This window comes from Streptomyces sp. NPDC005962 (genome assembly GCF_040629205.1).
GTDB lineage: Bacteria > Actinomycetota > Actinomycetes > Streptomycetales > Streptomycetaceae > Streptomyces.
Window position 1 is genome coordinate 1 of record NZ_JBEXVE010000026.1, and the last position, 25,668, is coordinate 25,668.

The following is a 25,668-nucleotide window of genomic DNA, read 5'->3' on the forward strand; positions in this document are numbered from 1 at the left end:
CGCTGCCAACGGCGTTCCAGGCCCGGGCCCTGAGAACCGGTGCGTCATCGTCGCTGCTCTGACGCCAGCAGGGCGGCGTCGCCGGCGGGCCACCCGCACCTTCAGAACCTCCCAGCTGCGTACGAGTTCTTCATGTGCCACCGCGTACGGACTTATGTGATCAGCCGTCTGTTCGAACCGGCGGCGCGTCAGCGCCCTGGGCCGGGATGACGGCCTCGAACTCCTGAAGCCTTCGGGGGTCGCCGGTCTCCCCGGCGGCTTCTGCTGCGGCCTTCAGCAGGCGGGCGGCCAGTTCCGTAAAAGCCTGCAGGTCCGGGCCAGGCGCCGGGCTGCTGGTGTCGCGTACGAGCGGGTGCAGCCGCGCGACCGGCAGCGTGTCCGGCCCGGCCGCGGAGTGCCACGTCAACTCGACACTTCCTCCCGTCGCCGGTCATCGCCGACTGTGGCGGGGATGGCGTTGTCGATGAGGACGGCGGCGATGGCGGCGGCGGTGGGGAAGGCGTCGGCGTTGAGGACCCGGGTGCGGGCCGCGGCGCCGTCGATGAGCAGCGCGAGCTGCTCGCCGAGCTGTGCAGGGTCGGCGGCGCCGGCTTCGCGGGCGGTGTCGGCGAGCCGCGCGGCGACGGCTTTCTTGTAGTCGCACGCGTGCTGGGATGCGGGGTGCTGGGGGTCGTGGAGTTCGACGGCGGTGGCGATGTAGGGGCACAGGGGGGTGGTGGGGGGGATGTCGAAGGCGGCGAGGAGCCGTTCGCGGGGCGTGAGGTCGGTGCGGTCGAACACGCCGGACAGAACGGAGGGGTCGAACCGGCGCAGGTACTCGGCGACGAGTTCGTCCTTGCCGGTGAAGTGCTGGTAGGCCGTGCGCTTGGACACCTGGGCCGCCGCGCAAAGCTGGTCCATGCCGGTGCGGTTGATGCCCTGCTCGCGGAACAGCTGCTGGGACGCGCTGATGATGCGCTCGCGGGCGCCCCGGCCGCGGCGGCGGCCCGTGGGGCCCTTCTCCAACTCCGTCATGGGTCCATCGTACCGCAGCTAGGTAACGACCGGTGTACATAGTTTGCGCCCCGGCCGCCCGCCCAGTACCGTAAGCACACAGGACGGTGTACATAATGCCGTCACCCCAGGTACACACGGCCCCACCGACCTAAGGGAATGACTATGGGAAAGCTCGACGGCAAGGTCGCGGTCATCACCGGCGGCACCACCGGCATGGCGCTGGCAGGCGCGAAGCTGTTCGTCGACGAGGGAGCGCACGTCTTCATCACCGGCCGCCGCCAGGACGCCCTGGACGAGGCCGTGAAGCAGATCGGCCGCAACGTCACCGGCGTCCAGGGCGACGCCGCCGACCTGGACGACCTGGACCGCCTGTACGACACCGTCAAGCGGGAGAAGGGAAGCCTCGACGTGCTGTGGGCCAGCGCAGGCGGGGGCGAGCCCGCCCCGCTCGGCGAGATCACCGAGGCCCACTTCGACGCCGCGTTCCACCTCAACGCCCGCGGCACCCTGTTCACCGTCCAGAAGGCCCTTCCGCTCTTCAACGACGGCGGCTCCATCCTCATGACCGGCTCCAACGCCTCCCTCGGCGCCTTCCCCGGCTGGAGCGTCTACGCCGGCAGCAAGGCCGTCCAGCAGGCATGGGCCCGCGTCTGGCTCAACGAGCTCAAGGACCGCCACATCCGCGTCAACGTCCTGACCCCCGGCCAGGTCGCCACCGCCAAGCAGGAAGAACTCTTCGACGAGGCCACCAAGCGCCAGTTCGAGTCCCTCATCCCCCGCGGCCAGATGGGCCGCCCCGACGAAATCGCCACCGCCGCCCTCTTCCTCGCCTCCGACGACTCCAGCTACGTCAACGGCATGGAACTCGTCGCCGACGGCGGCACCACCGCCATCTGAACCGAACAACCACAACCAGGGCAGGACATCTCATGAGCAACATCAGCATCATCGGCACCGGGAACATGGCCCGCACCATCGGCGCGCGGGCGATAGCGGGCGGCAACACCGTCGAGGTCATGGGCCGCGATCAGTCCAAGGCCGCTGACCTGGCCAAGGCTCTCGGCGGCGGCGCCACGACGGGAGATTGGGGCACCGCCCCGGCCGGGGACATCGTCATCGTGGCCCTGTTGTACGACGGCGTCGTGCCGGTCGTCGCCCAGTACGGAGACGCTCTCGCGGGCAAGGTCATCGTCGACATCAGCAATCCCTTCAACTCCACGTTCGACGGGCTGGCCCACCGCGAGGAGACCTCGATCGCGCAGGAAGTCGCCAAGGCGGCCCCGGCCAGCGCCGGCGTGGTGAAGGCGTTCAACACCGTCTTCCGCCATGTCCTGGAGAAGGGGCGGCCCGATGTCTTCATCGCTGGTGACAATGCGCAGGCCAAGGCAAGTGTGGAGGCGTTCATCGAGAGCCTCGGGCTGCGCCCGCTGGACGTCGGCGGCCTGAAAATGGCGCACTGGCTGGAAGGAGCGGGCGTGGTCACGGTGGGCCTCGCCAACCACGGGGTGGGGAACTTGGACTTCGCCCTCGGCATCACCGAACTTCCCGTCTGAGTAAACGGTTGACGGATCACCGAAAGGACTCGCCAAGTGAGCCCGTGGCGAGTCGGTGGGGTAGCGGTCCTGCACGTATCCGGACGGGCTGCTCGTCAGTCGTTGAATCCGCTCAGAGCGTGTCGCCCAATGCCAGGCATTTCGACTTCTGGGGAATTCCCCGGACCGCTCGGTTCAGGTCGACCGCCGCGTCTCCGCCCTTGGGGCCGTCGCCGTCGACGGTTACTTCGACGGCGGGGTCGCGGCCGTATGTCGTGAGGACCTGCACACCGTCCTGTGCGCGTTTCTCGTCCAGGACCCAGTCGACGCCGTTGACGGTTACGCAGAGGTTGGTCGTCGGCCTCGGTACGGTGACGCCGCAGCGCAGCGTGACGGAGCCGTCGCCCCAGGCGGCGACGGCGTCGCCGGTGACCTTGTCGCGCTGCCTGTGGAGGACGGTTTCGGGGGCCCGGGAAATGACGTCCGCGCATCGCGGATTGTCGGCAAAGGGGCCGGGTTCCACGGAAACCTTCGAAAAGAAGAGGAAATACGAGGTGACCGCGGCCGCGATTCCCGCCGCGACGCACACCCCGGCGATAAGGCGGGCCCTTTTACTCCATGATCTGAACCGCATCGGACCCACTTAACTCATCCCATCGACACTCTGGCTCGCACCCTACCGTTACGACCCGGTCCGGCCTTCAGGGGTCACCCGGTAGTGATCGGCCTCCTCGGAGTACATCCGCCAGTGGAAGCGCACACGCAGGTCGTCCTCCCCGAGGCGGTAGGTGAAGCCGCCCAGCATGCCGCCCACCTTGAAGGCGATCTCCACGGCCGGTCCCTCCGTGAGGGGGACCAGCGGCGGCAGCAGGTGTTCGATCTGCTCGAAGCAGCTGCCCGCCGTCTCCCGCAGTAGTGCGTGGAAGTGGTGTTCCAGCATCTCGGGAGGGGACGGGAGGCGCCGCACCGCGACCGGTTCCAGGAGCTCCAGGAGATGCGTATGCCCCCGGTCCCGCGCGACATCCACAGCTCGCCGCCCGTCCAGGGCGCGCTGGGTGCGCCAGGCGCCGTGGGCGATCAGCCGGGAGACGACGGGGAACTCGGCGCCGTGCCAGGCCGCCTGGTGCAGTGGGGTGAAACCGCTGCGGCGCCCGGGCCGGGGGAAGTTGACCCACCCCGGCCGCTTCTCCAGCTCCTTGAACAGCCCGCTCCAGTCGGCGTCCCGGGCCGTGTCCGAGAAGCGGTCCCGCTCCTTCCGGTACCACTGGCTGAGGCGTTCGCGGTCGGCTATGCCGTCCCACTCCATCCTGGTCACGTCAGCACGCGCCTACGTGGTCCGGTAGGCGCGGAGGAAGGTCCGGACTCCCTCGACGACGAGTGGCCGGACGCGGGTGTCCTCCGCGGCGTTCGCGGAGCCGAGCCGGTCCAGGGCGACGCCGAAGGTCAGCGCGATGAACTGGTCGGCCGCGAGACGGGGGTCGGGGACGTCGAGCAGCCCGGCCGCGGCGAAGGCGGCGAACCGCTCGGCGAGTGCCTCGTCGGGGGTGTTGGCCATGGAGTTGTAGCCCCGGTGCGGCAGGTGGCCGGATTCCGCGCGGACCAGTCGTTGCAGCGTCGCGTACTCCGCCGAGTCGAGCATGTCGGTCGAGATGCGCATCGAGAACGTGACCAGGGCGTCCTCAAGATCGGCAGTCTCGGTGAGGCCGGTGAGGGTGTCGTCGAGGGTGCGCCGGATCGTGGTGATCAGTGACTGGCCGACGGCGTCGACGACTGCTTTCAGCAGCGTCTGCTTGTCACCGAAGTAGTCGTAGACCGTCCGCTTGGACACCTCGGCCCTGGCGGCGACCGCGTCGACGCTGGACCGGTCGAAGCCGTCGGCGAGGAACAGTTCCCGGGCCGCCGAGAGGATGGCGGCCCGCTTCCGCGTGGACCCCTCGCGCAGTGTCTTCGTGGGCGGCGTGTTCGTGGTCGGCATGGGGACATCGTAGCCGTCTTTCTACCTACACTGCACGGTGTAGTGTAATACTGACCCGGACGGAAAGGACGTCTCCATGACCGCAACTCTGATTCCCTCGGTCCGCATCGGGAAGGCCGCTGTCGCCGCCCTCGGCATGCTGGCAGTCGCCACCGGTGCCCTGGAGTCGGTGGTGACGCCGACGCTCCCGCTCCTCCAGCGCGAGCTGGACATGAGCCCCGCCGAAGGGGCGTTACTCAGCATCATGCTGCTCATCACCGGCGCGCTCATCACACCGGTCGCGGGCAAGTTCGGCGACCGCTACGGCGGAAAACGGGTCCTGATCCGGCTGATGGCCGTGGTCTCGGCCGGTGGCCTGGTGTCCTCCCTGGCACCGAACCTGCCGGTGCTGCTGCTCGGTCAGGTGCTGCAGGGGGCGATGGTGGGCGCGCTGCCCCTGTCGTTCATCGTGGTGCGCAAACACCTCCCCGAGGGAGAGTCGAAGGTGGCCATCGGGGTGGTCAGCGGAATGTTCGTGGGCGGCGGGATGGCCGGAACGCTGGCCGCCGGGCCCGTGGCGGAACAGCTGTCCCGGCACTGGATGTTCGCGCTGCCGACGTTCGCGGTCATCGGGTCCACCCTGCTGGTGAACAGGCTGATGCCGCATGATCCGCCGGGGCGGCCGGACGACACCGGGGTCGACTGGCCCGGCCTGGCCCTCCTGAGCGGGACGCTGGTCACGCTCATGCTCGTGCTCGCCCTGGCGCCCGACCTCGGCTCGCAGCCACTCGTACTCGGCGCCCTCGTCGTGGTGCTGGCCGCCTTCGTGACCGGATGGATCGCCGTCGAGCGCCGTGCGGCCTCGCCGATGGTCGATCTGAACATGCTGGCACGGCCCGCGGTGTGGAAGTCGTGTGTGCTGACGTTCGTGATCTGCGTCGGGACCTCGTTCGCGGTCTATCTCGTCCCGCAGCTGTTGGCGGTGCCCACCGACGCGTACGGATTCGGGGCCAGCGCCACCGCGATCGGCTTCTTCCTGCTGCCCGGCGCCGTGGCCGCGTCGCTGGCCGGGCCGATCGGTGGGATCGGGGCACGGCGGTTCGGCTCGCGTGCCGTGGTCACCGCCGGGGTCGTCATGATGGCCGCCGCCCTGCTCGCCCTTGCGGCCGTGCACACCGAGGTCTGGCACCTCGTCCTCGGCAAGATGTTCATCGCGCTGGCCAACGGCCTGTGCGTGACGGCGATGGTGACCGGCACCGCCACCTCCGTCGATCAAGGCGACACCGGCATCGCCACCAGCCTGGTCCTGGTGACGCGCGTGCTCGGCTTCGCCGTGGGGGCGCAGGTCAGTGGGGCCATGCTCACCGCCGCGACCCCTTCCGGGTCGGATGTCCCGGCCGAATCGGCCTTCGTCACCGGCTTCGTCATAGCCGCCGTCGTCACATCGCTGTCCCTGCTCGTCACCCGCACCATGAGTAAAGGAGTCAAGGAATGACCCACATCAGTCCGTCGAGACGCTCGGTCCTGATATCGGGGGCCAGCATCGCGGGGCCCGCCCTCGCGTTCTGGCTGAACCGCTACGGGTTCGCGGTCACGGTCGTCGAGAAGGCGAGCGCGCTGCGTGGCGGTGGGTACCCCATCGACGTGCGCGGCACGGCACTCGATGTCGTCCGGAGGATGGGAATCCTGCCGCGGCTGCGGGACGCGCACATCGACCTGCGCCGACTGACCTTCCTCGACGGGGACGGCGGCAAGGTGGCCTCGGTCGACCCGCACGCCCTCACCGGCGGTGTCGCGGGACGGGACTTGGAGGTACGGCGCGGGGATCTGGCCAGTGCTCTCCACGCGGCGGTCCGTGACGACGTGGAGTTCTTGTTCGACGACTCCATCGACACCCTCGACCAGACGTCCGGCCACGGGGTCGACGTCACCTTTCGCGGGGGCGGCACGCGCACGTTCGACATGGTGGTCGGCGCGGACGGTCTCCACTCACGTACCCGCGAGTTCCTCTTCGGCCCCGAAGAGCAGTTCCACCGGTACCTCGGCTACTGCTTCGCCGGGTTCACCATGCGCAACACCTTCGGGCTCTCCCACGAGCTCATGATGTGGAACACCCCGGGCAGGGCCGCGGCGCTCTACGCCGTGGGGGACAACGACGACGTGCACGCCTTCCTGAACTTCGCCCGCCCGGAACCGCCGTTCGGCGCGTTCCGGAACCCGGATGCCCAACGGGACCTGGTCGCCGAGGTCTTCGCCGACGCGGGATGGGAGGTCCCGGGCATGCTCGCCGCCCTGCGCGACGCGGACGACCTGTTCTTCGACGGGGTCAGCCAGATCCGCATGCCCCGCTGGTCCAGCGGCAGGGTCGCGCTGGTGGGCGACGCCGCGTACGCGCCCTCGTTCCTCACCGGGCAGGGCTCCAGCCTCGCGCTCGTCGGCGCGTACATGCTCGCCGGTTCGCTGGCCGACCGGGACCACGCCGCGGGCTTCGCCGCCTACGAAGACCACACCCGCGAGTTCGTGACCCTGAACCAGGACCAGGTCGGCGAGGGCGACGCCACGCTCTTCCCGACCACCGCCCGGGCCCTGGAGTGGCGCAATGAGATGCTGCGCAACCTCAGCGCCATGCCCCCCACTTCCGGGGAGGGACGATCGGCTCATTCGGCCCTCACCCTGCCCGAATTCACGCCCGAAGGCCTGCCCGAAGGCACGCCCATGAGGTGAGCCCGCGCACGGGCATACGCGGGGCCCCGGGGTCAGGCCGGTTCGGCGGCTTTGGCCCGGTCGAGGGCCACGTTGAGGACGACCAGCAGCGCGTCGCGCACCGAGACCGTCTCGCGGGCGTCGAAGACGGTCAGCGGGATGTGCTCGGAGACGTCCAGCGCCCAGCGGACCTCGTCCAGGTCGTGCTGGATCTCGCCGTCGAAGGCGTTGACCGCGACGGCGAAGGGGATGTCCTTGTGCTCGAAGTAGTCGACGGCCGCGTAGCAGTCGTCCAGGCGGCGGGTGTCGACGATGACGAGGCCACCGAGGGCGCCTTCGACCACGTCGTCCCACATGAAGCCGAACCGGTCCTGGCCCGGCGTGCCGAACAGGTACAGCTTGAGGGTCGGGTCGATGGTGATGACGCCGAAGTCCAGGGCGACCGTCGTGGTGGTCTTCCCGGGGGTGTGGGTGAGGTCGTCGACCCCCGCCGCGACCTCCGTGATGGCGGCCTCCGTGGTCAGCGGGCGGATCTCGGAGATGGCGCCCACCGCCGTGGTCTTGCCGACTCCGAAGCCGCCCGCGATGACCAGTTTGACCGGCAGCGGAGGTCGTTCGGGCTCAGCTGCTGTCGCGGAGTGTGCCCCGTGAGTCGGGGACGGACCGGAGACCATCGATAACCCTTCGCAGTACGGAGATGTCCTGGACTGTCCTGGCGTCCGGCACGTGCACGGCCAGGTGTCCGGCGGTGCACAGGTCCTCCGCCAGGACCCGGACCACGTTGAGGTGCAGCCGGAGGCGGGCGGACAGTTCCGCCACCGACTGCGGACGTCGGCAGGCGGCGACGATGTCGTGGTGTTCGAAGGTGAGCGCGCGCAGGGCGGAGAGCCCGTCCGACGTCGCCACGACCTGGGCCTCGACCGGGAGCGGGGGCGTGGTGCCGCCGCCGCCCGCCACCCGGCCCGCGGTGAGCAGGAACGGCCGGATCGCGGAGGCGCGGGCGGCCGGTTGCGGTTCTGCTTCCGGTTGCGGTTCTGCTTCCGGTTCCGGTCCGGGTCCGAGTTCCGGTTCGGGGCCGGGTTCCGGTGAGGCCGGGTCCGGGCTCGTGTCCATGGCCGCGTCGTCCGTCTCGTCCGTCTCGTGCGGCTCTGGTTCACCGGTGTCCATCACACGCCCCCCTTCTGAGTGCCCGCATGCGTCAGATGATGGAGGCGCCGGCGCTCTTCTTCAGCTCCAGCACGAGCTGGGGGGTGAGCGCGGCCCCGGCCCGGTTGGCGAAGAGGGTCATCTCGTAGGCGATGTTGCCCAGCTTCGCCTCCTTCGACGTCACCACGCCGAGGACGGCGCCGCAGCCGATGGCCGACACCAGCACATGGCCGCCCTCCAGGTCGATGATGACCTTGTTGAGGCCGCCCAGGCCGTAGTTGCCGGAGGCACCGGCGGCAAGGCTCGTGACGCCGGAGACGATCGCGGCGAGCCGTTCGGAGTCGGCCTGTTCGCGCAGCTCCGATACGGCGATCAGCAGCCCGTCGGAGGACACGGCGATGGCGTCGACGACACCGGCGGTGTGGGTGGCGAACCGGTCGAGCAGCCAGGTGAAGTCGGCCGCGGCTGCTCGCAGATCGGTGGGTTCCTGCCCAGCGGAACCACTCTTACCTGTCGGCGTGGTCACTGCCCGACTCCTTCCGGGGTTGCTGATGCGGCAATGGCGTGGGTTCGGTAGGGGTGGTGGCGCTGTCAGTGGCACTGTCCTGCTGTGCCCTGCGTACGGCGGCCTCGAACTCGTCGAGTTCGGACCGGACGGCATCGGCGTCCACGGGCGCGCGGACTTCCCCGGTGCCCCGGTCGGCCGGGGGCGTGGTCTTGTCGAGCGTCGCACCCCGTACCCGCCGTCGCAGCGGGCGGGAGGCGGACGCGGCGGACGGCTTCTCCGCGGTGGACGACGACTTCGGGGCGGGGGATGGTTCCGGTGCGGCGGAGGGGGTCTGCGTGGCGGAAAGGGTCCGCGTGGCAGAGGGAGTCCGCGTGGCAGATCGGGGCTGCTCGGCGGGTGTTGGCGTCTCGGCGGCCGTGGTCTCCGGGGAGTCCGCGCCCTTGCGGTGCGGGATGCGCCGGGGCAGGCCACCGGGTTCCGCCGGGGGCGCCGAGCGGCGTTCGGGCGCCGTGGCGGGTTTCCGTACGGGCAGCGGCGTGGCACGGGCCGGTGCGGACGAGGACGGGGACGAGGGCGAGGACGAGCCGGAAGGCGAACGCCCGGACGGCTGCGCCGGGGTGCGGGCCAGCTCCGTGACCACCGGCGACGGCGCGGGAGCGGCGTCCCCGGGGTTCGTCGCCATCAGCAGCGGGTCGGGAATCCACACGGTGGCGGTGACGCCGCCGCCGGGCGTACGGCTCAGGGCGACCCGGATGCCCCAGCGCCGGGCGAGGCTTCCGACGACGAAGAGGCCGAGCACCTTGGTGGGGACGAGGTCGAGCCGTTCGCGGCGGATGAGCCGGGCGTTCTCCTCTTCGAGGCGTTCGGCGCCCATGCCCAGGCCGTGGTCGATGACCTCGATCAGCGCGCCGCCGTCCGCGGTGATGTCGGTGCCGGGCCGGACGACGACCTCGACGGGGGTGTCGGACGGGGAGAACGCGACCGCGTTCTCCAGCAGTTCGGCGACCATCAGCGTCAGGTCGCCGATGATGTCGGGCGCGACGGTGACCACGGTCTCCGAGCGCAGCGAGACCCGCTGGAAGCCCTCGATGCGGCCGAGGCTCGCCCGGATGACGTTGGCGAGGGCGGTCGGCTGGGCGTCCAGCTCGGCTTCCCGGATTCCGGCGAGCAGCATCAGGCTGTCGGCGTTGCGCTGGAGGCGTACGGCGATGTGGTCGATGCGGTAGAGCCGCTCCAGGACGTCGGGCGCGGTCTCCTCGCGTTCGACGGCGTCGATCAGCGTGAGCTGGCGGGTGGTGAGGTTGCTGACCCGGCGTCCGACGTTGCCGAACATCTCGCCGACGTTGCGGCGGCTGAGCACCTGCCGCTCCAGCAGCGCCGCGGCGGTGATTTGGACCTGGTTGAACGCCTCGGCCAGGCCGCCGATCTCGTCGCGCACCGGTACCGGGATGGGCCGCGGCCGCAGCGGGGTGCTGTCGGGCGACTCGTCGTCCTCGACGCGGGCGAGTTCCTCCCCCGCCACCTCGACGACCTGGTGGGCGGCGCCGGTCAGGGCCGCCAGGGGGCGTACGACCGAGCGGCGGACCAGGACGGAGAAGCCGAGCCAGGCGGCGAAGCCGAGGACGGCGAGGCCGAGCAGGGCCACCGCCTTGTGCAGGGCGTCCTGGGAGAGGCTGTCGGCGCGGTCGGCGATCTGGTCGGTCAGCGTGCGGGTGATGTCGAGGCGAGTGGCGGCCTGCCCGGTGCCCGCGTCGATCGCTTTGCGCAGCGCCTCCGGTGACTGGCCCTGGAGGGAACTGGGGTCGATCTGCAGCTCCGCGAACTTGGCGTCGAAGCCGTACTCCTCGGCACTCCGCTCGATGCCGCTCAGCCGCAGGACCTGGTCGGGGGCGGCGATTCTGCCGAAACGTTCCGTCTGCTCTTCGTAGATCCGGTGGGCACCGGCCGCGCGGGTGTACTCGGTGAGCGCGTTGGCGTCCCGGGTCTGGGCCGAGAACACCCCGCTCTCGAAGGCCGCGTGGGCGGCGTCGGCGCGCAGCACCGTGTCCAGCAGCTCGACCACCGAGGACGACGAGGAGCCGGAGAGGCGGTCGAGGCCGATGCCGTCGATCAGATAGCCGACCGCGTTGGCGTACGCGGGGTCGATACCGGCGGCGGTGACCGAGCCCCGCTCGACCTTGTCCCGCAGCACACCGAGGCCGTGGACGTAGTCCAGGGCCCGCCGCTCGTCCTTCGTCAGCCCCGCGCCGAACGCGGTACGCACGGCGGTGACCTGACCGTCGGTGGCCCGCTGCATCTGGCGGTAGTCCACGGTCGACGGCAGGTCGGCGCCGGGCCGGGCCACCTCCTGCTCCACCGCCAGCAGCAGCGCCTGCCGCTGCTCGGCCTGGATGTCGTTGATCAGCCGCGTGACCTGCTCGCTGTCGCGCACCAGTTGCGCGGTCCGGTCGGCGTCCTGTGCCTGCCCCACCTCGCCGTACGCGCCGACGCCCAGCAGCACACCGACGACCACGACGGGCACGGCCACCAGGACGTTGAGCTTCCGCCGGAACGGCCACCGGTCGAGGAGGGCTTCCGTGCGCAGCAGGGCGTCCGCTTTCCGACGGAACCAGGGCTCCCGCGGGGCGCGCCCGGACGAGTCCGGTTCGCGTGGCGGGTTCTCTGTGTCCACAGACACCCGGGCCTCCTTCGATGTGCTCCTGAGCGGTGACCGAGGTGTCGTTGTTGCCGACCGCCGACGACCGGGGAGCGTGACGCCGGCGACGACCGCGCCCGCATGCGAGCGACTAGTTTGCGCCACACGTCCAACCGGCGGTGAACATTACCGGCTGTGCGCGGGCATGCAAGACATCCACCGGCAACGGTTACCGAAGATCCACGGTTGTCAGGTTTGGGCCACCGTCCCGTCGCCTCCCGCTTGCCCCAGGGGCTGCCCCGCGGGGCGTGGCCACCCGTAACCTGTCTCCTCCACCCTGGCTCGAATTCTCTGTGCCCCGCGAGGAGACCCGTGCACGCCACCCGCAAGTCGGTCCTGACAGCCGCCGCGTTCCTGGCCGTGGCCACCACCGGCTGCGAGCCCGGTTCCGGCACCGCCGCCACGCACGCGCGCTCCGAGAAGCCCGGCTGCCCGGCCACCCTCGCCAAGGCCAAGCGAGCGGTCGCGAAGGCCGAGGACGTCGACACCCCGTGGAAGGGCCCCACGACCGGGCCGAAGGCGCGTCACGGGAAGAGCATCGTCTTCATCCCCCACACCATCACCAACCCCGGGCCCGCCGGGGTCGCGCAGGGTGTCCAGGAAGCCGCCAAGCGGCTTGGCTGGAACGCTCGCACCATCAACGGCCAGGGCACGCCGAGCGGCATCCGGTCCGCCTTCAAGAAGGCCCTTGACCTCAAGCCGGACGGCATCGTCATCGGCGGCTTCGACCCCGCAACCGTCGCGGACGAGGCCGAGAAGGCCAGGGCCGCGGGCATTCAGCTGATCGGCTGGCACGCCGCCCCCTCGCCCGGCCCCAGTAAGAAGCCGGAACTCTTCACCAACGTCACCTCCCGGGTCGAGGACGTCGCGAAGATCAGCGCCGACTGGATGATCGCCCGGTCGGGCGGCCGCGCGGGCGTCGTCCTGTTCACCGACGCCACGGTGCCCTTCGCGAAGCGCAAGTCGGACCTGATCAAGAAGCAGCTCGCCACCTGCTCCGACGTCAAGCTGCTGAGCTACCAGAACATCCCCATACCCGACGTCAACCGCCGCGCCATCGGGGCGGTCCGCTCGCTGCTGTCCCGCTTCGGCGACAAGTGGACGTACTCCGCCGCCATCAACGACCTGTACTTCGGCCACACCGCCCCCGCCCTGCGCGCCGCGGGCAAGGACGGCGCGGGCGCCCCGTACACCATCGGCGCCGGTGACGGCGACCCGTCGGCCTTCGAGCGCATCAACAGCAGGCAGCACCAGTCCGCCACCGTGCCCGAGCCGCTGTCCGAGCAGGGCTGGCAGATCGTCGATGAGTTCAACCGCGCCTTCGCGGGCAGCCCAGCCAGCGGATACGTCGCCCCCGTCCACATCACCACCGCCGCCAACAGCGGCGGCGCCCTGTCGTGGGACTCCGAGGGCTACCGGCAGGCGTACCGCCAGATCTGGGGCGATTGAACCGGCCGCGTACAGCGGCGTACAACCGCGTACAGCCCGTCAGTCGCCCTTGCCGGGGAACCGGTTCCAGCTGCGCCCGCCGTCCTGTGACCGCCACAGCCCCTCGCCGTCGATGTGGTCGTAGCTGGGGATGCCGGAGTCGGCGATGCCGTAGAGGGTGTTCCCGAGAGGGAAGACCGAGGTGAGGTCGGCGGGCTCGGTGATCTTGTGGAAGGAACGGTTGGCGGGGGTGTCGGCGACCAGGGGGGTCGCGTCGTCGCCCTCGACGAGGACGCGGCCGTCATCGAGCACCCGCACCTCGATCTCGCTGAGGCCCGGCTTGAACTCGTTCAGCGGCAGTTGGTCCGAATTGCGCAGTGTCCGCCAGCTCTTCCCGTCGTCCGTCGTCACGAAGAGCCCGGAGAAGAGGGTGTCGTCCCGGCCGATGGGCTTCTCCAGGGGGACGGCCGCGGTGCCGCCATGGGCGTCGATGTCCTCGCCCAGAAGCCGGTCCGGGAGCTCCTGCGACCGCTGGGGGCGGCCGTCCTCCCGGCGCGTCACCCGGTACGGCTCGGAACCCTCCGGCTGCCGGACTCCCCAGGCGGTGCCCCGCTCGTCGAAGTCGGTGAAGGTGAGGTCCCGGGTCGTGGGCACACCCGTCGCGGGCGCCACGGTGTGGGTCGAGGTCCGCAGCAGCTTTTTCCTGCCGTCGACCAGCACATCACCGCGCCCGAAGGCGAGGGGCTTCTTCGACGACCGCACGGCGTGCCGTTCGCCCCGTACGTCGAGGAAGAACCCGTCCTTGACGGAGGGGAGGAAGACGAAGCCGTCCGGCACCGCGTAGAAGGGGCCCGGATCATCCGTTTCGTCTTCCGCCACCATGTGCTCCGCGTGCTCGGCGACGATGCCGCCGTCCGGGCCGTACAGCCGCCAGGCGTTGGCGGCGGGGCCTTCGTCGTCCTCCACGGAGGTGGCGTTGTAGCGCAGCAGCATGGAGCCGTCATCGCTGCGCAGGGCCTTGTACGGGGCTCCGGCGACGTCGATGACGTCGCGGGCGCGCGGCGTCTCGTCCTCGATGACCCGGGTGTATCTCGTCTCGCGGTCGGCCGCGGTCTGCGGCGATCCGCAGGAGGCCAGCGCCGGTGTCAGGAGCGAGACCAGAACGAGAGCGGCCCCGGAGGCCGTTCGGCGGAGCATCAATTGAATCCTACCCTCCCTGGAGGGAGGGGATTCCTGGCTCAGGCCGCCTCCTGGAGCAGCGCTCCAGGAGGTCTTCCGCCATCAGCACCAGCCGGGTTGAGACCAGCCCGGACGAGCATCACGCGTGCGGAGTTCTTGTCCCGTGGGGACACGGTTCCGCACATGGCGCAGGTGTAGGTGCGTTCACCCAGCGGCAGGCGATGCTTGGCTCTCGCATCGCAGTGCGCGCAGTCCATCGTGGTGTACGCGGGGTGTACAAGGCGGATGTCCCGCCCATGCTTGCGGCCCATCACCACCAGAGCGGCCTTGGTGGCGCCGATGGCGGCATCAGCGGCCTTGCGGGCCATGGTGGTCCTGGAAAGGAACTTCGGACGGAAGTCCTCGACAGCGATAGCGTCGTGGTCGCGGACAACCTTCTTGGCCCACTTACAGCCCCTGTCCTCGCGCTGCCTGGCGGCCTTCTTGTACGCCCTCGCCCGCAGTTTCTTCGCCTCGCGGTAGCCCTTCGACGCCGGTTGCCCCTTCTTCGGCCTGCGGCGGGCCATCATCCGGTCGTACCGGGTCAGCTTCGCCTGGGCCTTCCTGCCGTACCCGGCGTGCGGCAGGTCGTACGCGTCGGACGTGGTGGTCGCGGTCTCCCTCACACCCCAGTCGACACCGAGTACGCGACCCGTCTCCCGCATGGGCTGTACCTGGGCGGGCACAACGAAGGAGCAGTACCAGTGCCCGAGGCTGTCCCGGTACACACGCACCGAGGACGGCTCACTGGGCAGTTCCCGCGACCACACCACCACCACGACGATGCTGCCCGCCAGGTGCAACCGGCCATCCTTCAACCGGAACCCGCGCCGGGTGTAGTTGAGGCTCGGCAGTGCCTCGCGCCTGGATTTCCACTTCGGCATCCCGGCCCGGCGCGCCACGGGCAGGCCGGCGCGGATGTCCTTATGCGCCTTGGCGCGGGAACGGCCGAAGTCACGGATGATCTGCTGCTGAGGAACCGAGGAGCCCTCACGCAGCCATGGCATCGCCTGCCTGGCTTCGGTCAGCATCCTGTCGAGCTGAGCCGGGCCGCACGTGGCCTTCTGACCGGTGGACTTGTTGTGCAGGTAAACGGCCTGAGACTTTGCGACACATTCGTTCCACACCCACCGGCACCGGCCCCACTCCGCCACCAGACCGGTGCGAGCGGTGGACGACACGCGCAGCCGGTAGGTGTACCGGGCATGCCCACCCTCCGCAGCCATCCCCACGTGTGCCATCCCGCCCCCTCACAGCCCCGGCCAGGACGACATGCCGTCCCGAACCCTCTGAAGGACCATACGTACGACAGCAGCACACACATCCCCAGATCCCACGGCCGCCACCCCGACCAGCGAACAAAGGCACACGTGTTCGCATTATCTCGGCGATACCGACAGCAATACGAGCGTTCCGCGCCCTGAACCGGATGCGGCGACACTCCGCATCGCGACACCCGGATGCGATTCCTCCCCGGCGTGAATGCCGGGGCCTCCTCGCAAGAAACAGGTGATGGGGCGGAATTCCGTTTGGTATCCGGCGGACCGCCGGTCCTACAGTCCGTGGCATGGACTGGTTCGAACGGGTCGGCAATCTGCGGCAGTGGACGAACAACGGGGTGCGCGCACCGCACAAGCCGCTGCTGATGCTGTACGCCCTGGGGCGGTTCCAGCAGGGCCCCGACCAGGCGCTCCGCTACTCGGACATCGAGCGGGACCTGAAGGATCTGCTGCGCGACTACGGACCGCCCCGCGACACCTCGCCCTCGTATCCCTTCCACCACCTCACCAATGACGGGGTGTGGGAGGTGCGCACGGACGACGGGGGCTCCAGCCCCGGCGCGAGGGTCGGGGAGTTGCGGGCGAGCGGCGCGGAGGGGCGGCTGGTGGCGGGGCTGCGGTCCGCGCTGTCCAGGGAGCCGGAGCTGCTCGGACGGCTGGCGCACGTACTCCTGGACACCCACTTTCCGCCCTCGCTCCACCCCGACATCGCCGCCGCCGTCGGGCTCGGCCTGGAGTCGGCGGACGGCGCGGTGCGGACGACCGTGACGGCGCGCGACCGGCGGCGCGCGGCCGAGCTGCGGCGGCAGGTGCTGGTCGCCTACGAGTACCGGTGCGCGTTCTGCGGGTTCGACGGGGCGATCGGCCGGGTGCCGGTGGGGCTGGAGGCCGCGCACGTGCGGTGGTGGGCGTTCCGGGGCGCGGACGACCTCTCCAACGCGCTGTGCTTGTGCTCCCTGCACCACAAGCTGTTCGACAGAGGGGTGCTGGGGCTGGACGGCGGCCGGCGCATCATCGTCTCCCGGGAGTTCGTCGGCCGCGGTGCGGCGGCCCGGACGCAGGTGCTCGACCTGGTGGACCGTTCGCTCATCGGGCCGCAGGGCGGCAGCGCGCCGGTCGCCGCGGAGAACGTCGACTGGCATACGGAGCAGGTCTTCCGTGGCAAGGCGCGGGTGGCTTGAGGGGGAGAATCGTTCCCATGCGCCACTCCCCCACCGCACGTACGCGGCCCGCCGTCGCGTTAACTCTCGCCGTCCTGGCCGTCGCGGCGCTGCCCGCGTGCGGTGCGTCCGCCGCGAAGGGCGCGGAAGCGCCTGACGTGAAGTTGCCGCCGGTCGGCGCCGATTGGGACTACCAGATCGGAGGCGCCTACCCGCCGCCCAAGGGCGTCGAGATCGTGGCCCGTGACCGCGCGGACGATCCGGCGCCCGGCCTGTACAACGTCTGTTACGTCAACGCCTTTCAGACCCAGCCGGACGAGAAGTGGCCGTCCCGTCTGCTGCTGCACGACACGAAGGGCGAGGTCGTGGGCGACCCCGAGTGGGACGGGGAGTCGGTGCTCGACATCACCACGGCGGCGAAGCGCGAGGAGGCGGCCGAGAGGGTCGGGGCGTGGTTCGAGAGTTGCGCCGACAAGGGGTTCGACGCCGTCGAGCCCGACAACCTCGACACCTTCACCCGCTGGCCCGACCTGCTGACCGCCGACCAGGCCACGGCGTATGTGTCCCTGCTGTCGAAGCGCGCCCACGAACTGGGGCTCGCGATCGCGCAGAAGAACACCGGGCCGCTCGCCGCGCGCCGCGCGAAGACGGGGCTGGACTTCGCGGTCGTCGAGGAGTGCGGCCGGTACGACGAGTGCGGGGAGTTCGCGAAGGCGTACCAGGACCGGGTGGTGGTCGTCGAGTACGAGGACAAGGGGATGGCGAAGGCGTGCGACGGCTTCGGCGACCGGCTGTCCGTCGTACGGCGCGACGTGGACGTCTCCACTCCGGATGACGACGGCTACGTCCGCGAGGTCTGCTGAGGGCGCCCTCTGCCGGGGGCGCTCTGCTGACGGCTCCTCTGCTGACAGCACATCTGCCACGGGCAGAGAAACCTGTCCCGGCGGCGCCCTCGGGCCGACAGTGAAGTGACCGCGGCGAAGGCCGCCGCGGGTCACCACGGTCACCACGGGAGGCCCGATGCGAGCACCCCTTTCCCTCCACAGCCCGCGCGCCGAGGAGGGCGATACGCCGCCCTCGCGCTTCGACGACCACCTGGCCGCGCAACTCCTCACCCAGCGCATCGTCTTCCTCGGCACACAGGTCGACGAGGTCTCCGCGAACCGGGTCTGCGCCCAGCTGCTCCTGCTGTCGGCGGAGGACCCGCGGACCGACATCAGCCTCTACATCAACAGCCCGGGCGGCTCGGTGACGGCCGGGCTGGCGATCTACGACACGATGCGGCTGATCCCCAACGACGTCGCGACCCTCGCCATGGGGTTCGCCGCGAGCATGGGGCAGTTCCTGCTCACGGTCGGGACGGCGGGCAAGCGGCACGCGCTGCCCAACGCGCGGATCATGATGCACCAGCCGTCGGCGGGCATCGGCGGGACGACCGCCGACATCGCGATCCAGGCCGAGAACCTGGAGTTCACCAAGAAGGCCATCGAGCGCATCACCGCCGAGCACACCGGCCAGAGCGAGGAGACGATCTCCCGCGACGGCGACCGGGACCGGTGGTTCACCGCCGGGCAGGCGAAGGAGTACGGGATGGTCGACCACATCGTGGAGTCGCTGAGCGATGTGCGGCCGGGCGCCCCGCGACGACGGATGGGGATCTGAGGACATGAGCCAGTACACGATTCCGACCGTCGTCGAACGCACCACGCAGGGCGAGCGCGCGTACGACATCTACAGCCGGCTGCTGTCGGAGCGCATCATCTTCCTGGGCACGGAGATCGACGACGGCGTCGCCAACGTCGTCATCGCACAGCTCCTCCACCTGGAGTCGTCCGGCCCGGAGCAGGAGATCGCGATCTACATCAACTCGCCGGGCGGCTCGTACACCTCGCTCATGGCGATCTACGACACGATGACGTTCGTGACCGCGCCGATCTCGACGTTCTGCGTCGGCCAGGCGGCCTCGACGGCGGCGGTGCTGCTCGCCGGGGGCGATCCCGGGCGGCGCTTCGTCCTCGAACACTCCCGGGTCCTGCTGGGCCAGCCCGCGACCGGCGGGGCGCGCGGCACGGTGTCGGACCTCAGCCTCCAGGCCAAGGAGATGCTGCGCATCCGCTCCCAGGTCGAGGAGGTACTGTCCCGTCACACCCCGCACGACGTGGCGACGCTGCGCGCGGACATGGACCGCGACAAGGTGTTCACGGCGGCGGAGGCGGTGACGTACGGGCTGGCCGACGAGGTGCTGTCCCGGCGGCTGGTCCACGCCGCCTGACGCCTCAGGCGGCGAGCCGCAGCCGGGCCTCGCCCTGGTGGGAGTTGAGCCGCGCCTGCGGGGAGGCGGCGGCGCCGGAGCTGACCGCCCGGACCGCCGACCTCGCCCCCGTCAGCCGGATGATCTCGGCCTGGGCCAGCGCGAGCAGATCGGCCAGCCCCAGCCCGAGGGCGCGAGCGGCGGCCGCGAGGACTTCCGACGAAGCCTCCTTGCGGCCCCGCTCCAGCTCGGAGAGGTACGGCATCGAGATCCGCGCCGCGTCGGCGACGTCCTTGAGCGTCCGCCGCTGCGCCCGCCGCTCCCGCCGCAGCACGTCCCCGACGACGTCCCGCCAGAGGGGTTCCCGGCCGGTGGGGACGGGGCGCAGGGGGATGACGCGGGCTGGGTTCGGCGCGTGGCTGCTCATCCCCTCAGGGTAGAAGCGCCCCGCCCGCCCGTCAGCCAACTCCGCTCTGCCTGCGGCGAAAAAGCCCTTGACGGCGCGCACCCCGTAGCGAGACGATACGTCTCGTTCCGGTGAATCCGTCGCGTCGAGAGGACCACCCCATGCACCACACCGCCTACGTCGAAGCCGCCCCCGGTGTGCGGCTCTGGACCGAGCAGCGGGGGCCCGAGGGCGCTCCGGCGCTGCTGCTGATCATGGGTGCCCAGGCCTCCGGGCTGGGGTGGCCCGAGGAGCTGGTGGACGCGCTGGCCGAGCGCCACCGCGTCATCCGCTACGACCACCGCGACACCGGCCGCTCCACGTGGTCGTACGACAAGGACCCCTACCGGATCGCCGACCTGGCCGAGGACGTGGTCGCGGTGCTGGACGGGCTGGGGGTCGGGCGGGCGCATCTCGTCGGGATGTCGCTGGGCGGACTGCTCGCCCAGATCGTCCTCTCCGATCACCCCGAGCGGGTGCTGAGCGCCACGCTCCTGGGCACCAGCGCGTGCAGCACCACCCCCTACGTCGCGCCCGACGGGACCAGCATCCCCGTCGAGGAGCTGCCCGGGGTGGACCCGCGGATTCTGGAGGAGTGGGCGCGGCCGGTGGAGGACCACGGACTGGAGGCCGAACTCGACCGCCGCGTCCGGCACTGGAAGCTGCTGGGCGGGGACGAGATCCCCTTCGACGCCGACTGGTTCCGGGAGCTGGAGCGCCGGATCATCGAGCACACCGGGCGTTACGACGCCTCCGGCGCGCATGCCCGCGCCGATCAGTCGGGGCTGGTGCGCACCGAGGCCCTCGCCGCGAACGAGGTGCCCACCCTCGTCGTATCGCCCACCGCCGACCCGGTGTTCCCACTGCCGCACGCGCGGCATCTGGCCCAGGTCATCGGCGGCGCCCGGCTCGTGGAGATCCCGGGCATGGGCCACGCCCTGCCCCGCCGGGTGCTGGACCCGCTCGCCGACGCGATCCTGGCGCACACCCTCAAGGTGTCCTGAGCATCGCACCGTGGACCGGTCCGCGGGTCCTGCGCGATGCTGGGCCGCGTCTCGGCCGCCACCCTCAGGGAGCTGCATGTTCACCACCCGGCCCACCCTCCAGGGCACGTACGGCATGGTGTCGTCCACGCACTGGCTCGCCTCGCAGTCCGCCATGGCCGTCCTGGAGGACGGTGGCAACGCGTTCGACGCGGCCGTCGCCGCCGGGTTCGTGCTGCACGTCGTCGAGCCGCACCTCAACGGGCCCGCCGGGGAGGTGCCGGTCATCCTCGCCCCGGCGGGTTCCCCGCCCACCGTGCTGTGCGGGCAGGGCCCGGCGCCCGCCGGGGCCGGCATCGACCACTACACCGGGCTCGGCCTCGACCTGGTGCCCGGCACGGGCCCGCTGGCCGCGGCCGTCCCCGGCGCGTTCGACGCCTGGATGCTGCTGCTGCGCGACCACGGAACGCGGCACCTCGCCGACGTGCTGCGGTACGCGATCGGCTACGCCGAGCACGGACATCCCGCGGTCGAGCGGGTCGGCGAGACGGTCGAGACCGTGCGGGAGCTGTTCGAGACGGAGTGGACGTCCTCCGCCGAGCTGTATCTGCCGGGCGGCCGGTCGCCCGTCCCCGGGCGGCTGCTCACCAACCCCGCCCTGGCCGCCACCTGGCGGCGGCTCGTCGCCGAGGCGGAGGCGGCCGGTCCGGGGCGGGAGGCGCAGATCGACGCGGCCCGCCGGGTGTGGCGCGAGGGCTTCATCGCCGAGGAGCTGGCCGCCGCGGCGGCCCGGCCCGCCCTGGACTCCTCCGGCGAACGCCACGCGGGCACGCTCACCGGCGACGACCTCGCCGGGTTCGCCGCCACGTACGAGGACCCCGTCCGGTACACCTGGAACGGCTGGACCGTGTGCAAGCCCGGCCCCTGGAGCCAGGGCCCGGTCTTCCTCCAGCAACTCGCCCTGCTGCCGGACGGCCTGACCGCCGCCGACCTGGGCACGCCCGGCCTGCTGCACACCCTCATCGAGGGCAGCAAGCTGGCCATGGCCGACCGCGAGGCCTGGTACGGGGACGCCTCGGACGTACCGCTCGCCGATCTGCTCTCCCGCCCGTACGCGGAGGGGCGGCGGGCGCTGGTGGGCGAGGACGCCTCGTACGCGCTGCGCCCGGGGCACCCCGGAGGCCGCGAACCCCGGCTGAGCAAGCAGGCGCTGGCCGCCGCCGCCCGCGCGGCGTCCGGGGCCGCCGGACCGTCCGCCACGCCCGGCGGCGGGGAACCGACCGTGGGCGGCGCGCCGACCGTGGGCGGGGAACCGCCCGTCGGCGGGGAACCGACCGTCGGCGGGGACGGTGTGACGCGAGGCGACACCTGCCACCTCGACGTCGTCGACCGCTGGGGCAACATGGTCGCCGCCACCCCCAGCGGCGGCTGGCTCCAGTCCAACCCCGTCATCCCCGCGCTCGGCTTCCCGCTCGGCACCCGGCTCCAGATGGCCTGGCTCGACCCCGGCCTGCCGAACTCCCTGACCCCCGGCCGCCGCCCGCGCACCACCCTCACCCCCTCGCTCGCGCTGCGCGGCGACACCCCGGTCCTCGCCTTCGGCACCCCGGGCGGCGACCAGCAGGACCAGTGGAGCCTGCACTTCTTCCTGAACGTCGCGCTGCGCGGCCCCGTACGCTCCGGGCTCGACCTCCAGGGCGCGATCGACGCCCCCAACTGGCACCAGGAGAGCTTCCCCGGCTCCTTCCACCCCCGCACGATGACGGCGGGCCGGGTGGTCGTGGAGTCACGGATCGGCGAGACGGCGGTGGCGGAACTGCGGCGGCGCGGCCACGACGTGGTGGTGGGCGGGCCATGGTCGGAGGGACGGCTGTGCGCGGTGGGCCGCGACCCGGAGACGGGCGTACTCCTGGCCGCCGCCAACCCCCGCGGCGCCCAGGGCTACGCGACGGGCCGCTGACCCGCGCCGTTGGTCCGCGCTGTTAGTCCGCGCCGTACCCGTGGGGGTCCTCCGTGCGGAGCTTGTCGGCGCGTTGGACCGGGTCGTAGTCCGGGCCCACGCCCTCCACGAGGATCACATCCCCCTCGATGTGGTCCGTCCGCAGCGGCAGGATGTCCTGGTACGCGGGCGACGCGTACCAGGCCCGCCCCTGCTCCATGTCCGGGAACTCGATCACAACCGCGCTGCCGGCCACTCCCCCTCGGCCACCTCCAACGCGCCCCCGTGGACGACGAAGCGGCCGGCAGGTCCTCAGTCCGTGAGGCCCAGGTCCTCGCGCATGATCCGGCGCATCGTCGACAGGCGGGGTTCGGCGTCCTTCAGTTGGAGCAGGGCGACCGCGGCGGTCTCGCCCTCGCGTTCCAGGCCGCGGTCGATGCGCTTGGCCATCGCGTCGATTCCGGCGAGGACCGTGTTCAGGTCGCGGGACGCGGTGAGGACCGCCTCGGGGACGATCATCTGGGCCTCGGCGTAGCGGTCCCGGTAGTCGCGCCGGGCCTCCTCCAGGCGGTCGCGGTCGTCGTCGTTGTAGACGCCGTCGCGGATGCGGTGCAGCGCGTCCTTGAGGAGGGTGTGGAACTGCCGGGAGGCGCGGTTCATGGCGGTGTAGGCGGCCCGGCGCTCCTCGAAACGGCGGCGGCGGTCCTCGGTCAGGGCCGCCTCCGCGCGCTGACGCACCGTCAACCGCTGGTGCAGCAGGGGCGCGAGGAGCGTGCCGAGGACACCGACGACGGCGGTGATCATGGCGGCTATGACGGCGGACACCGTACGAAGGGTAGCGGCCGCCGAAATGGGCCTCACCCGCGCCGGACCAGGGGCACTAAGGTGCGGTTTCATGGCAGTTCCGCCCCCCGAGCCTTCCCAGCCCTCCCAGCCCTCCCAGCCCTCCGACGCGCGAGCCGGACGCGCCGACGACATACTCGCCCTCGCCCGGCTCTCCGCCCGGCGCGGGGCGGTGCGGGCCATGCTCGGCTGGCTCACCCGGCGCACCGGGGGCCCTGCCCTGCTCGTCGGCACCGACGGGTCCGTGCTGGCCACGGCGGACGACCCGCCGCCGCCCGCGTCGCTGCGGCGGCTCGCCGCCGAGGCGGCCGTCGCGCTGCACCGCCGCGGCGCACCGTCCGGGGTGCTCGGCGGGGGCGGGGCGCGCCCCGTCCACCTGGTCTCGCTGGTCGCGCTCGGGCCCGCGGAACCCCGGGCCCCGGCGCCGTATCTGGCCGTCGTCGCGCCCTCCGCGCCGCGCTGCGAGGTGCTGCTCGCCGACGCCTCCCGCACCCTGGGCCTGTGCTGGCGGGCCGAGGAGGCCGAACGGGCGCGCCGCCGCGTCGAGTCGGCCGAGGCGCACAGCCGGGAGGCGGTGCTGCATCTGCTCATGGTCGGCAGCCTGCCCGCGGCGCAGCGGATCGCCGCCGCGCTGCGCCCGGCGCTGCCCGCCGTGCTCCAGGTGTATGTGATCGAGTGCCCCGTCGACCGGCGGCGCGAGATCGCGGAGCGCATTCATGACGCGGTGCGCGGCCGGGCGTGGGTCGTGCCGTGTCCGGTGCGGCCCAACCACCTCATCTCGCTGGTCCCGTCCCGGGGGGAGCCGGTCGCGCCGGACGGCGAGCCGCTGGACCGGCTGATCACCCGGCAGGAGCCTCAGTGCCGGGTCGGGGTGAGCGCGGAGATCGCGCTACGGGACACCCCGGTCGGCTACGAGCAGGCGTTCCACGCCCTGGCGGTGGCCCGTAACGCCCCGCAGCGCTCCGCCGGTTTCGGCGGGCACAGCGATGTGACGGTGCTGGCCAGCCCGGAGGGGCACGCCTGGGCGAGCGGGCTGCTGGCGCCGTGTCTGGAGTACGCGCCGACCCGCCGCGCCGACCCCGGCCCGGCGGAGCTGCTCGGCACCCTCGGCTCCTGGCTCAGCTTCGGCAGCGCGGCCAGCCGCCACCTCAAGATCCACCGCAATACGCTGGCCGCGCGGGTGCGCCACCTCGACGGCCTGCTCGGTGCGGACGTCAGCCACAGCCTGGCCGCCCAGTCGGCCGCGTGGCTCGCGCTGCGGCTGCACCAGGCGCCGCGCGGCACGGCCCCGGCCGGGCACCCGGCCACCCTCGACGGTCTGCTGTCCGTGCCCACCGCCGCGCTCTGGGCGCGGGCCCAGCTGCGGCCGCTGGAGCAGGCGAAGCTGACGGCCGGTCCCGAGACGGTACGGGCCTGGCTGCGCGCCGACGCGCGGCTGCCCGCGGCCGCCTCCGCCCTCGGGATCTCGCTGCCCGGTGCGCGCAAGCGGCTGTCCAGGGCCGAGGACGCGCTCGGGCGGTCGCTGCTGAGCGCGCCGAGCGCGAAGCACGAACTGTGGCTGGCGATGCGGGCGCTGGGCGACCTGTGAGCCGCCCGCTCACCGGTCACCGGTGAGCGGTCACCGTTCGAACGGCAACCGGGTGGCGCGGTCACTGTGCAGTTCGTTCCTCGCCGCCCCGGCCGCCCGCGCCTACTGTCCTCGGTGAGCCCGGCGGCCGCTCCGGAGCCCGTCCTGCCTCCCTCCCCCGCGCCGGTCCCGCGATCCGGCCCGGCCCGTCGGGCCACCCACCGCCGCGGCCTCCCCGGCCTCCTCCGATCCGGGGCCGGACGCCACGCGACCACGGGGGTGCCGCGTGGCGTCCCGGCCCTGTCCCGGGGCGGTCCGGCCCCTCAGCCGATCACCTCGATCGCGCAGCGCGCCACGGTGCAGCGGCTCAGCCGGGCGTCGCCGGTGATCAGCGGCGCCCGGTACGCCTCGGCGGCGGCGATGTACGCGGCGTCGTAGCCGGAGACGTTGCCGCGCAGTTCCCACATCCGTATGAGCAGCGGCTGGACGCCGATCGCCTCGATCGACGCTCCCGTCAGGGCCGCCACGGCGTCCTCGGCACGGGCCGGGCTGATCTTCCCGCCGAGGAACCGGCCGCGTACGGCGTGGAAGGTCTCCACGACGAGATGGCTGGGCGCGGCCCAGTGCGGGTCCTGTGCGAGACGCGCGCGGGCCGACTTACCGGCGGCCCCGTCCCCCGTGAGCGCCTCGGTGAGCACGCTCGCGTCCACGATGATCACGTGGCCGCCCCCGGGCCGTCCGGGGCGGGACCGAGCTGGGTATCACGCACGGCACGCTCCGCGTCCCGCTCGCGCACGGTGTCCGCCATGGTGCTCGCGGCACCATCGTCGCGGTCCTCGAACCGCTGCAGCAGCGCGACGTTGCCCGCCCGTTCCGCCTCGCTCTTGACCAGTTCCAGGAGGTATCCCTGGAGCGACTGGCCGAGCTGACGCGCCCGGTCGGCCAGTATGTCGCGCACCTCGTCCGGCACGTCTCTAATCTGCAGAGCCACCATGCATGCATTTTCCATGCACGGTGGCT

Annotated in this window: 27 protein-coding genes and 1 pseudogene; 12 read left to right on the plus strand and 16 right to left on the minus strand. The window is 71.7% G+C overall.

Annotated elements, in window-relative coordinates:
- Window positions 1-160 precede the first annotated feature (160 nt).
- Window positions 161-406 carry a hypothetical protein gene (locus ABZ370_RS32650; protein ID WP_358628149.1) on the minus strand — a complete coding sequence of 82 codons (246 nt, stop codon included), beginning with the start codon at window positions 404-406 and terminating at the stop codon, window positions 161-163.
- Window positions 403-1,014, minus strand: a complete 612-nt coding sequence (locus tag ABZ370_RS32655; RefSeq protein WP_358628152.1) for a helix-turn-helix domain-containing protein — start codon at window positions 1,012-1,014, stop codon at window positions 403-405. Before ABZ370_RS32655 ends, ABZ370_RS32650 begins: the two co-directional genes overlap by 4 nt.
- Before the next feature lie 144 nt (window positions 1,015-1,158).
- On the opposite strand from ABZ370_RS32655, the gene ABZ370_RS32660 reads away from it, so the two are divergent.
- On the plus strand, window positions 1,159-1,893 hold the full coding sequence (locus ABZ370_RS32660; RefSeq protein ID WP_358628155.1) for an SDR family oxidoreductase: 735 nt from the start codon (window positions 1,159-1,161) through the stop codon (window positions 1,891-1,893).
- Window positions 1,894-1,925: 32 nt separating this feature from the next.
- Window positions 1,926-2,549, plus strand: coding sequence for an NAD(P)-binding domain-containing protein (locus ABZ370_RS32665; RefSeq protein WP_358628158.1), 624 nt, complete (start codon window positions 1,926-1,928; stop codon window positions 2,547-2,549).
- A gap of 112 nt (window positions 2,550-2,661) precedes the next feature.
- On the opposite strand, the gene ABZ370_RS32670 is transcribed toward ABZ370_RS32665, so the two are convergent.
- Genes ABZ370_RS32670 through ABZ370_RS32680 form a run of 3 tightly spaced genes read right to left on the minus strand, consistent with a single transcriptional unit; the run spans window position 2,662 to window position 4,503 of the window.
- Window positions 2,662-3,162 (minus strand): DUF3515 domain-containing protein, encoded by a 501-nt coding sequence (locus tag ABZ370_RS32670; protein ID WP_358628505.1) that lies wholly within the window; start codon window positions 3,160-3,162, stop codon window positions 2,662-2,664.
- A 48-nt stretch (window positions 3,163-3,210) separates the two neighbouring features.
- Window positions 3,211-3,834, minus strand: coding sequence for an ankyrin repeat domain-containing protein (locus ABZ370_RS32675; protein ID WP_358628508.1), 624 nt, complete (start codon window positions 3,832-3,834; stop codon window positions 3,211-3,213).
- Window positions 3,835-3,855: 21 nt separating this feature from the next.
- Window positions 3,856-4,503, minus strand: a complete 648-nt coding sequence (locus ABZ370_RS32680) for a TetR/AcrR family transcriptional regulator (RefSeq protein ID WP_358628161.1) — start codon at window positions 4,501-4,503, stop codon at window positions 3,856-3,858.
- Window positions 4,504-4,579: 76 nt separating this feature from the next.
- On the opposite strand from ABZ370_RS32680, the gene ABZ370_RS32685 reads away from it, so the two are divergent.
- Together ABZ370_RS32685 and ABZ370_RS32690 are read left to right on the plus strand one after the other, a co-directional pair.
- Window positions 4,580-5,977, plus strand: coding sequence for an MFS transporter (locus tag ABZ370_RS32685; RefSeq protein WP_358628164.1), 1,398 nt, complete (start codon window positions 4,580-4,582; stop codon window positions 5,975-5,977).
- A complete protein-coding gene (locus tag ABZ370_RS32690; protein WP_358628166.1) occupies window positions 5,974-7,206 on the plus strand; it encodes an FAD-dependent monooxygenase in 1,233 nt (410 codons plus the stop codon). The genes ABZ370_RS32685 and ABZ370_RS32690 overlap by 4 nt, the downstream gene beginning before the upstream one ends.
- A gap of 32 nt (window positions 7,207-7,238) precedes the next feature.
- Here the strand turns inward: ABZ370_RS32690 and ABZ370_RS32695 are convergent, their stop codons facing one another.
- From ABZ370_RS32695 to ABZ370_RS32710, 4 genes are all read right to left on the minus strand, one after another.
- The gene (locus ABZ370_RS32695; protein WP_358628169.1) at window positions 7,239-7,859 is read right to left on the minus strand and encodes an ATP/GTP-binding protein; all 621 of its coding nucleotides are present in this window, start codon (window positions 7,857-7,859) and stop codon (window positions 7,239-7,241) included.
- The gene (locus tag ABZ370_RS32700) at window positions 7,807-8,298 is read right to left on the minus strand and encodes a DUF742 domain-containing protein (RefSeq protein ID WP_358628511.1); all 492 of its coding nucleotides are present in this window, start codon (window positions 8,296-8,298) and stop codon (window positions 7,807-7,809) included. Before ABZ370_RS32700 ends, ABZ370_RS32695 begins: the two co-directional genes overlap by 53 nt.
- Before the next feature lie 85 nt (window positions 8,299-8,383).
- Window positions 8,384-8,857, minus strand: a complete 474-nt coding sequence (locus tag ABZ370_RS32705; RefSeq protein ID WP_358628172.1) for a roadblock/LC7 domain-containing protein — start codon at window positions 8,855-8,857, stop codon at window positions 8,384-8,386.
- Window positions 8,838-11,516 (minus strand): ATP-binding protein, encoded by a 2,679-nt coding sequence (locus ABZ370_RS32710; protein ID WP_358628175.1) that lies wholly within the window; start codon window positions 11,514-11,516, stop codon window positions 8,838-8,840. Before ABZ370_RS32710 ends, ABZ370_RS32705 begins: the two co-directional genes overlap by 20 nt.
- Window positions 11,517-11,846: 330 nt before the next feature.
- Here ABZ370_RS32710 and ABZ370_RS32715 point away from each other — a divergent pair, with 330 nt between their 5' ends.
- Window positions 11,847-12,983 (plus strand): substrate-binding domain-containing protein, encoded by a 1,137-nt coding sequence (locus ABZ370_RS32715; protein ID WP_358628178.1) that lies wholly within the window; start codon window positions 11,847-11,849, stop codon window positions 12,981-12,983.
- A 39-nt stretch (window positions 12,984-13,022) separates the two neighbouring features.
- On the opposite strand, the gene ABZ370_RS32720 is transcribed toward ABZ370_RS32715, so the two are convergent.
- Together ABZ370_RS32720 and ABZ370_RS32725 are read right to left on the minus strand one after the other, a co-directional pair.
- Window positions 13,023-14,159 (minus strand): hypothetical protein, encoded by a 1,137-nt coding sequence (locus ABZ370_RS32720; RefSeq protein WP_358628181.1) that lies wholly within the window; start codon window positions 14,157-14,159, stop codon window positions 13,023-13,025.
- 41 nt (window positions 14,160-14,200) lie between these two features.
- The gene (locus ABZ370_RS32725; protein WP_358628183.1) at window positions 14,201-15,421 is read right to left on the minus strand and encodes a transposase; all 1,221 of its coding nucleotides are present in this window, start codon (window positions 15,419-15,421) and stop codon (window positions 14,201-14,203) included.
- Window positions 15,422-15,747: 326 nt separating this feature from the next.
- Between ABZ370_RS32725 and ABZ370_RS32730 the strand changes: the two genes are divergently transcribed.
- From ABZ370_RS32730 to ABZ370_RS32745, 4 genes are all read left to right on the plus strand, one after another.
- Window positions 15,748-16,641 carry a phosphorothioated DNA-binding restriction endonuclease gene (locus ABZ370_RS32730; RefSeq protein ID WP_358628185.1) on the plus strand — a complete coding sequence of 298 codons (894 nt, stop codon included), beginning with the start codon at window positions 15,748-15,750 and terminating at the stop codon, window positions 16,639-16,641.
- Window positions 16,642-16,658: 17 nt separating this feature from the next.
- Window positions 16,659-17,483, plus strand: coding sequence for an endo alpha-1,4 polygalactosaminidase (locus ABZ370_RS32735; protein WP_358628188.1), 825 nt, complete (start codon window positions 16,659-16,661; stop codon window positions 17,481-17,483).
- 157 nt (window positions 17,484-17,640) lie between these two features.
- Window positions 17,641-18,282 (plus strand): ATP-dependent Clp protease proteolytic subunit, encoded by a 642-nt coding sequence (locus ABZ370_RS32740; protein WP_358628191.1) that lies wholly within the window; start codon window positions 17,641-17,643, stop codon window positions 18,280-18,282.
- A gap of 4 nt (window positions 18,283-18,286) precedes the next feature.
- Window positions 18,287-18,892, plus strand: a complete 606-nt coding sequence (locus tag ABZ370_RS32745) for an ATP-dependent Clp protease proteolytic subunit (RefSeq protein ID WP_358628194.1) — start codon at window positions 18,287-18,289, stop codon at window positions 18,890-18,892.
- A gap of 4 nt (window positions 18,893-18,896) precedes the next feature.
- On the opposite strand, the gene ABZ370_RS32750 is transcribed toward ABZ370_RS32745, so the two are convergent.
- Window positions 18,897-19,298 carry a helix-turn-helix transcriptional regulator gene (locus ABZ370_RS32750; protein ID WP_358628196.1) on the minus strand — a complete coding sequence of 134 codons (402 nt, stop codon included), beginning with the start codon at window positions 19,296-19,298 and terminating at the stop codon, window positions 18,897-18,899.
- Window positions 19,299-19,438: 140 nt separating this feature from the next.
- Between ABZ370_RS32750 and ABZ370_RS32755 the strand changes: the two genes are divergently transcribed.
- Together ABZ370_RS32755 and ABZ370_RS32760 are read left to right on the plus strand one after the other, a co-directional pair.
- Complete coding sequence (locus ABZ370_RS32755; RefSeq protein WP_358628199.1) at window positions 19,439-20,320, plus strand: alpha/beta hydrolase; 882 nt, start codon at window positions 19,439-19,441, stop codon at window positions 20,318-20,320.
- Between the two features lie 76 nt (window positions 20,321-20,396).
- Window positions 20,397-22,259, plus strand: a complete 1,863-nt coding sequence (locus ABZ370_RS32760) for a gamma-glutamyltransferase (RefSeq protein ID WP_358628202.1) — start codon at window positions 20,397-20,399, stop codon at window positions 22,257-22,259.
- A 22-nt stretch (window positions 22,260-22,281) separates the two neighbouring features.
- On the opposite strand, the pseudogene ABZ370_RS32765 reads toward ABZ370_RS32760, so the two are convergent.
- A pseudogene (locus ABZ370_RS32765) lies at window positions 22,282-22,541 on the minus strand (DUF1330 domain-containing protein); the annotation flags it as partial.
- A gap of 9 nt (window positions 22,542-22,550) precedes the next feature.
- Window positions 22,551-23,063, minus strand: coding sequence for a hypothetical protein (locus tag ABZ370_RS32770; protein ID WP_358628205.1), 513 nt, complete (start codon window positions 23,061-23,063; stop codon window positions 22,551-22,553).
- A 70-nt stretch (window positions 23,064-23,133) separates the two neighbouring features.
- Between ABZ370_RS32770 and ABZ370_RS32775 the strand changes: the two genes are divergently transcribed.
- The gene (locus ABZ370_RS32775) at window positions 23,134-24,669 is read left to right on the plus strand and encodes a helix-turn-helix domain-containing protein (RefSeq protein WP_358628208.1); all 1,536 of its coding nucleotides are present in this window, start codon (window positions 23,134-23,136) and stop codon (window positions 24,667-24,669) included.
- 302 nt (window positions 24,670-24,971) lie between these two features.
- Here ABZ370_RS32775 and ABZ370_RS32780 read toward each other — a convergent pair whose 3' ends face one another.
- A complete protein-coding gene (locus ABZ370_RS32780; protein WP_358628211.1) occupies window positions 24,972-25,367 on the minus strand; it encodes a type II toxin-antitoxin system VapC family toxin in 396 nt (131 codons plus the stop codon).
- Window positions 25,364-25,642 (minus strand): hypothetical protein, encoded by a 279-nt coding sequence (locus ABZ370_RS32785; protein WP_358628213.1) that lies wholly within the window; start codon window positions 25,640-25,642, stop codon window positions 25,364-25,366. The genes ABZ370_RS32780 and ABZ370_RS32785 overlap by 4 nt, the downstream gene beginning before the upstream one ends.
- Window positions 25,643-25,668: the final 26 nt, after the last annotated feature.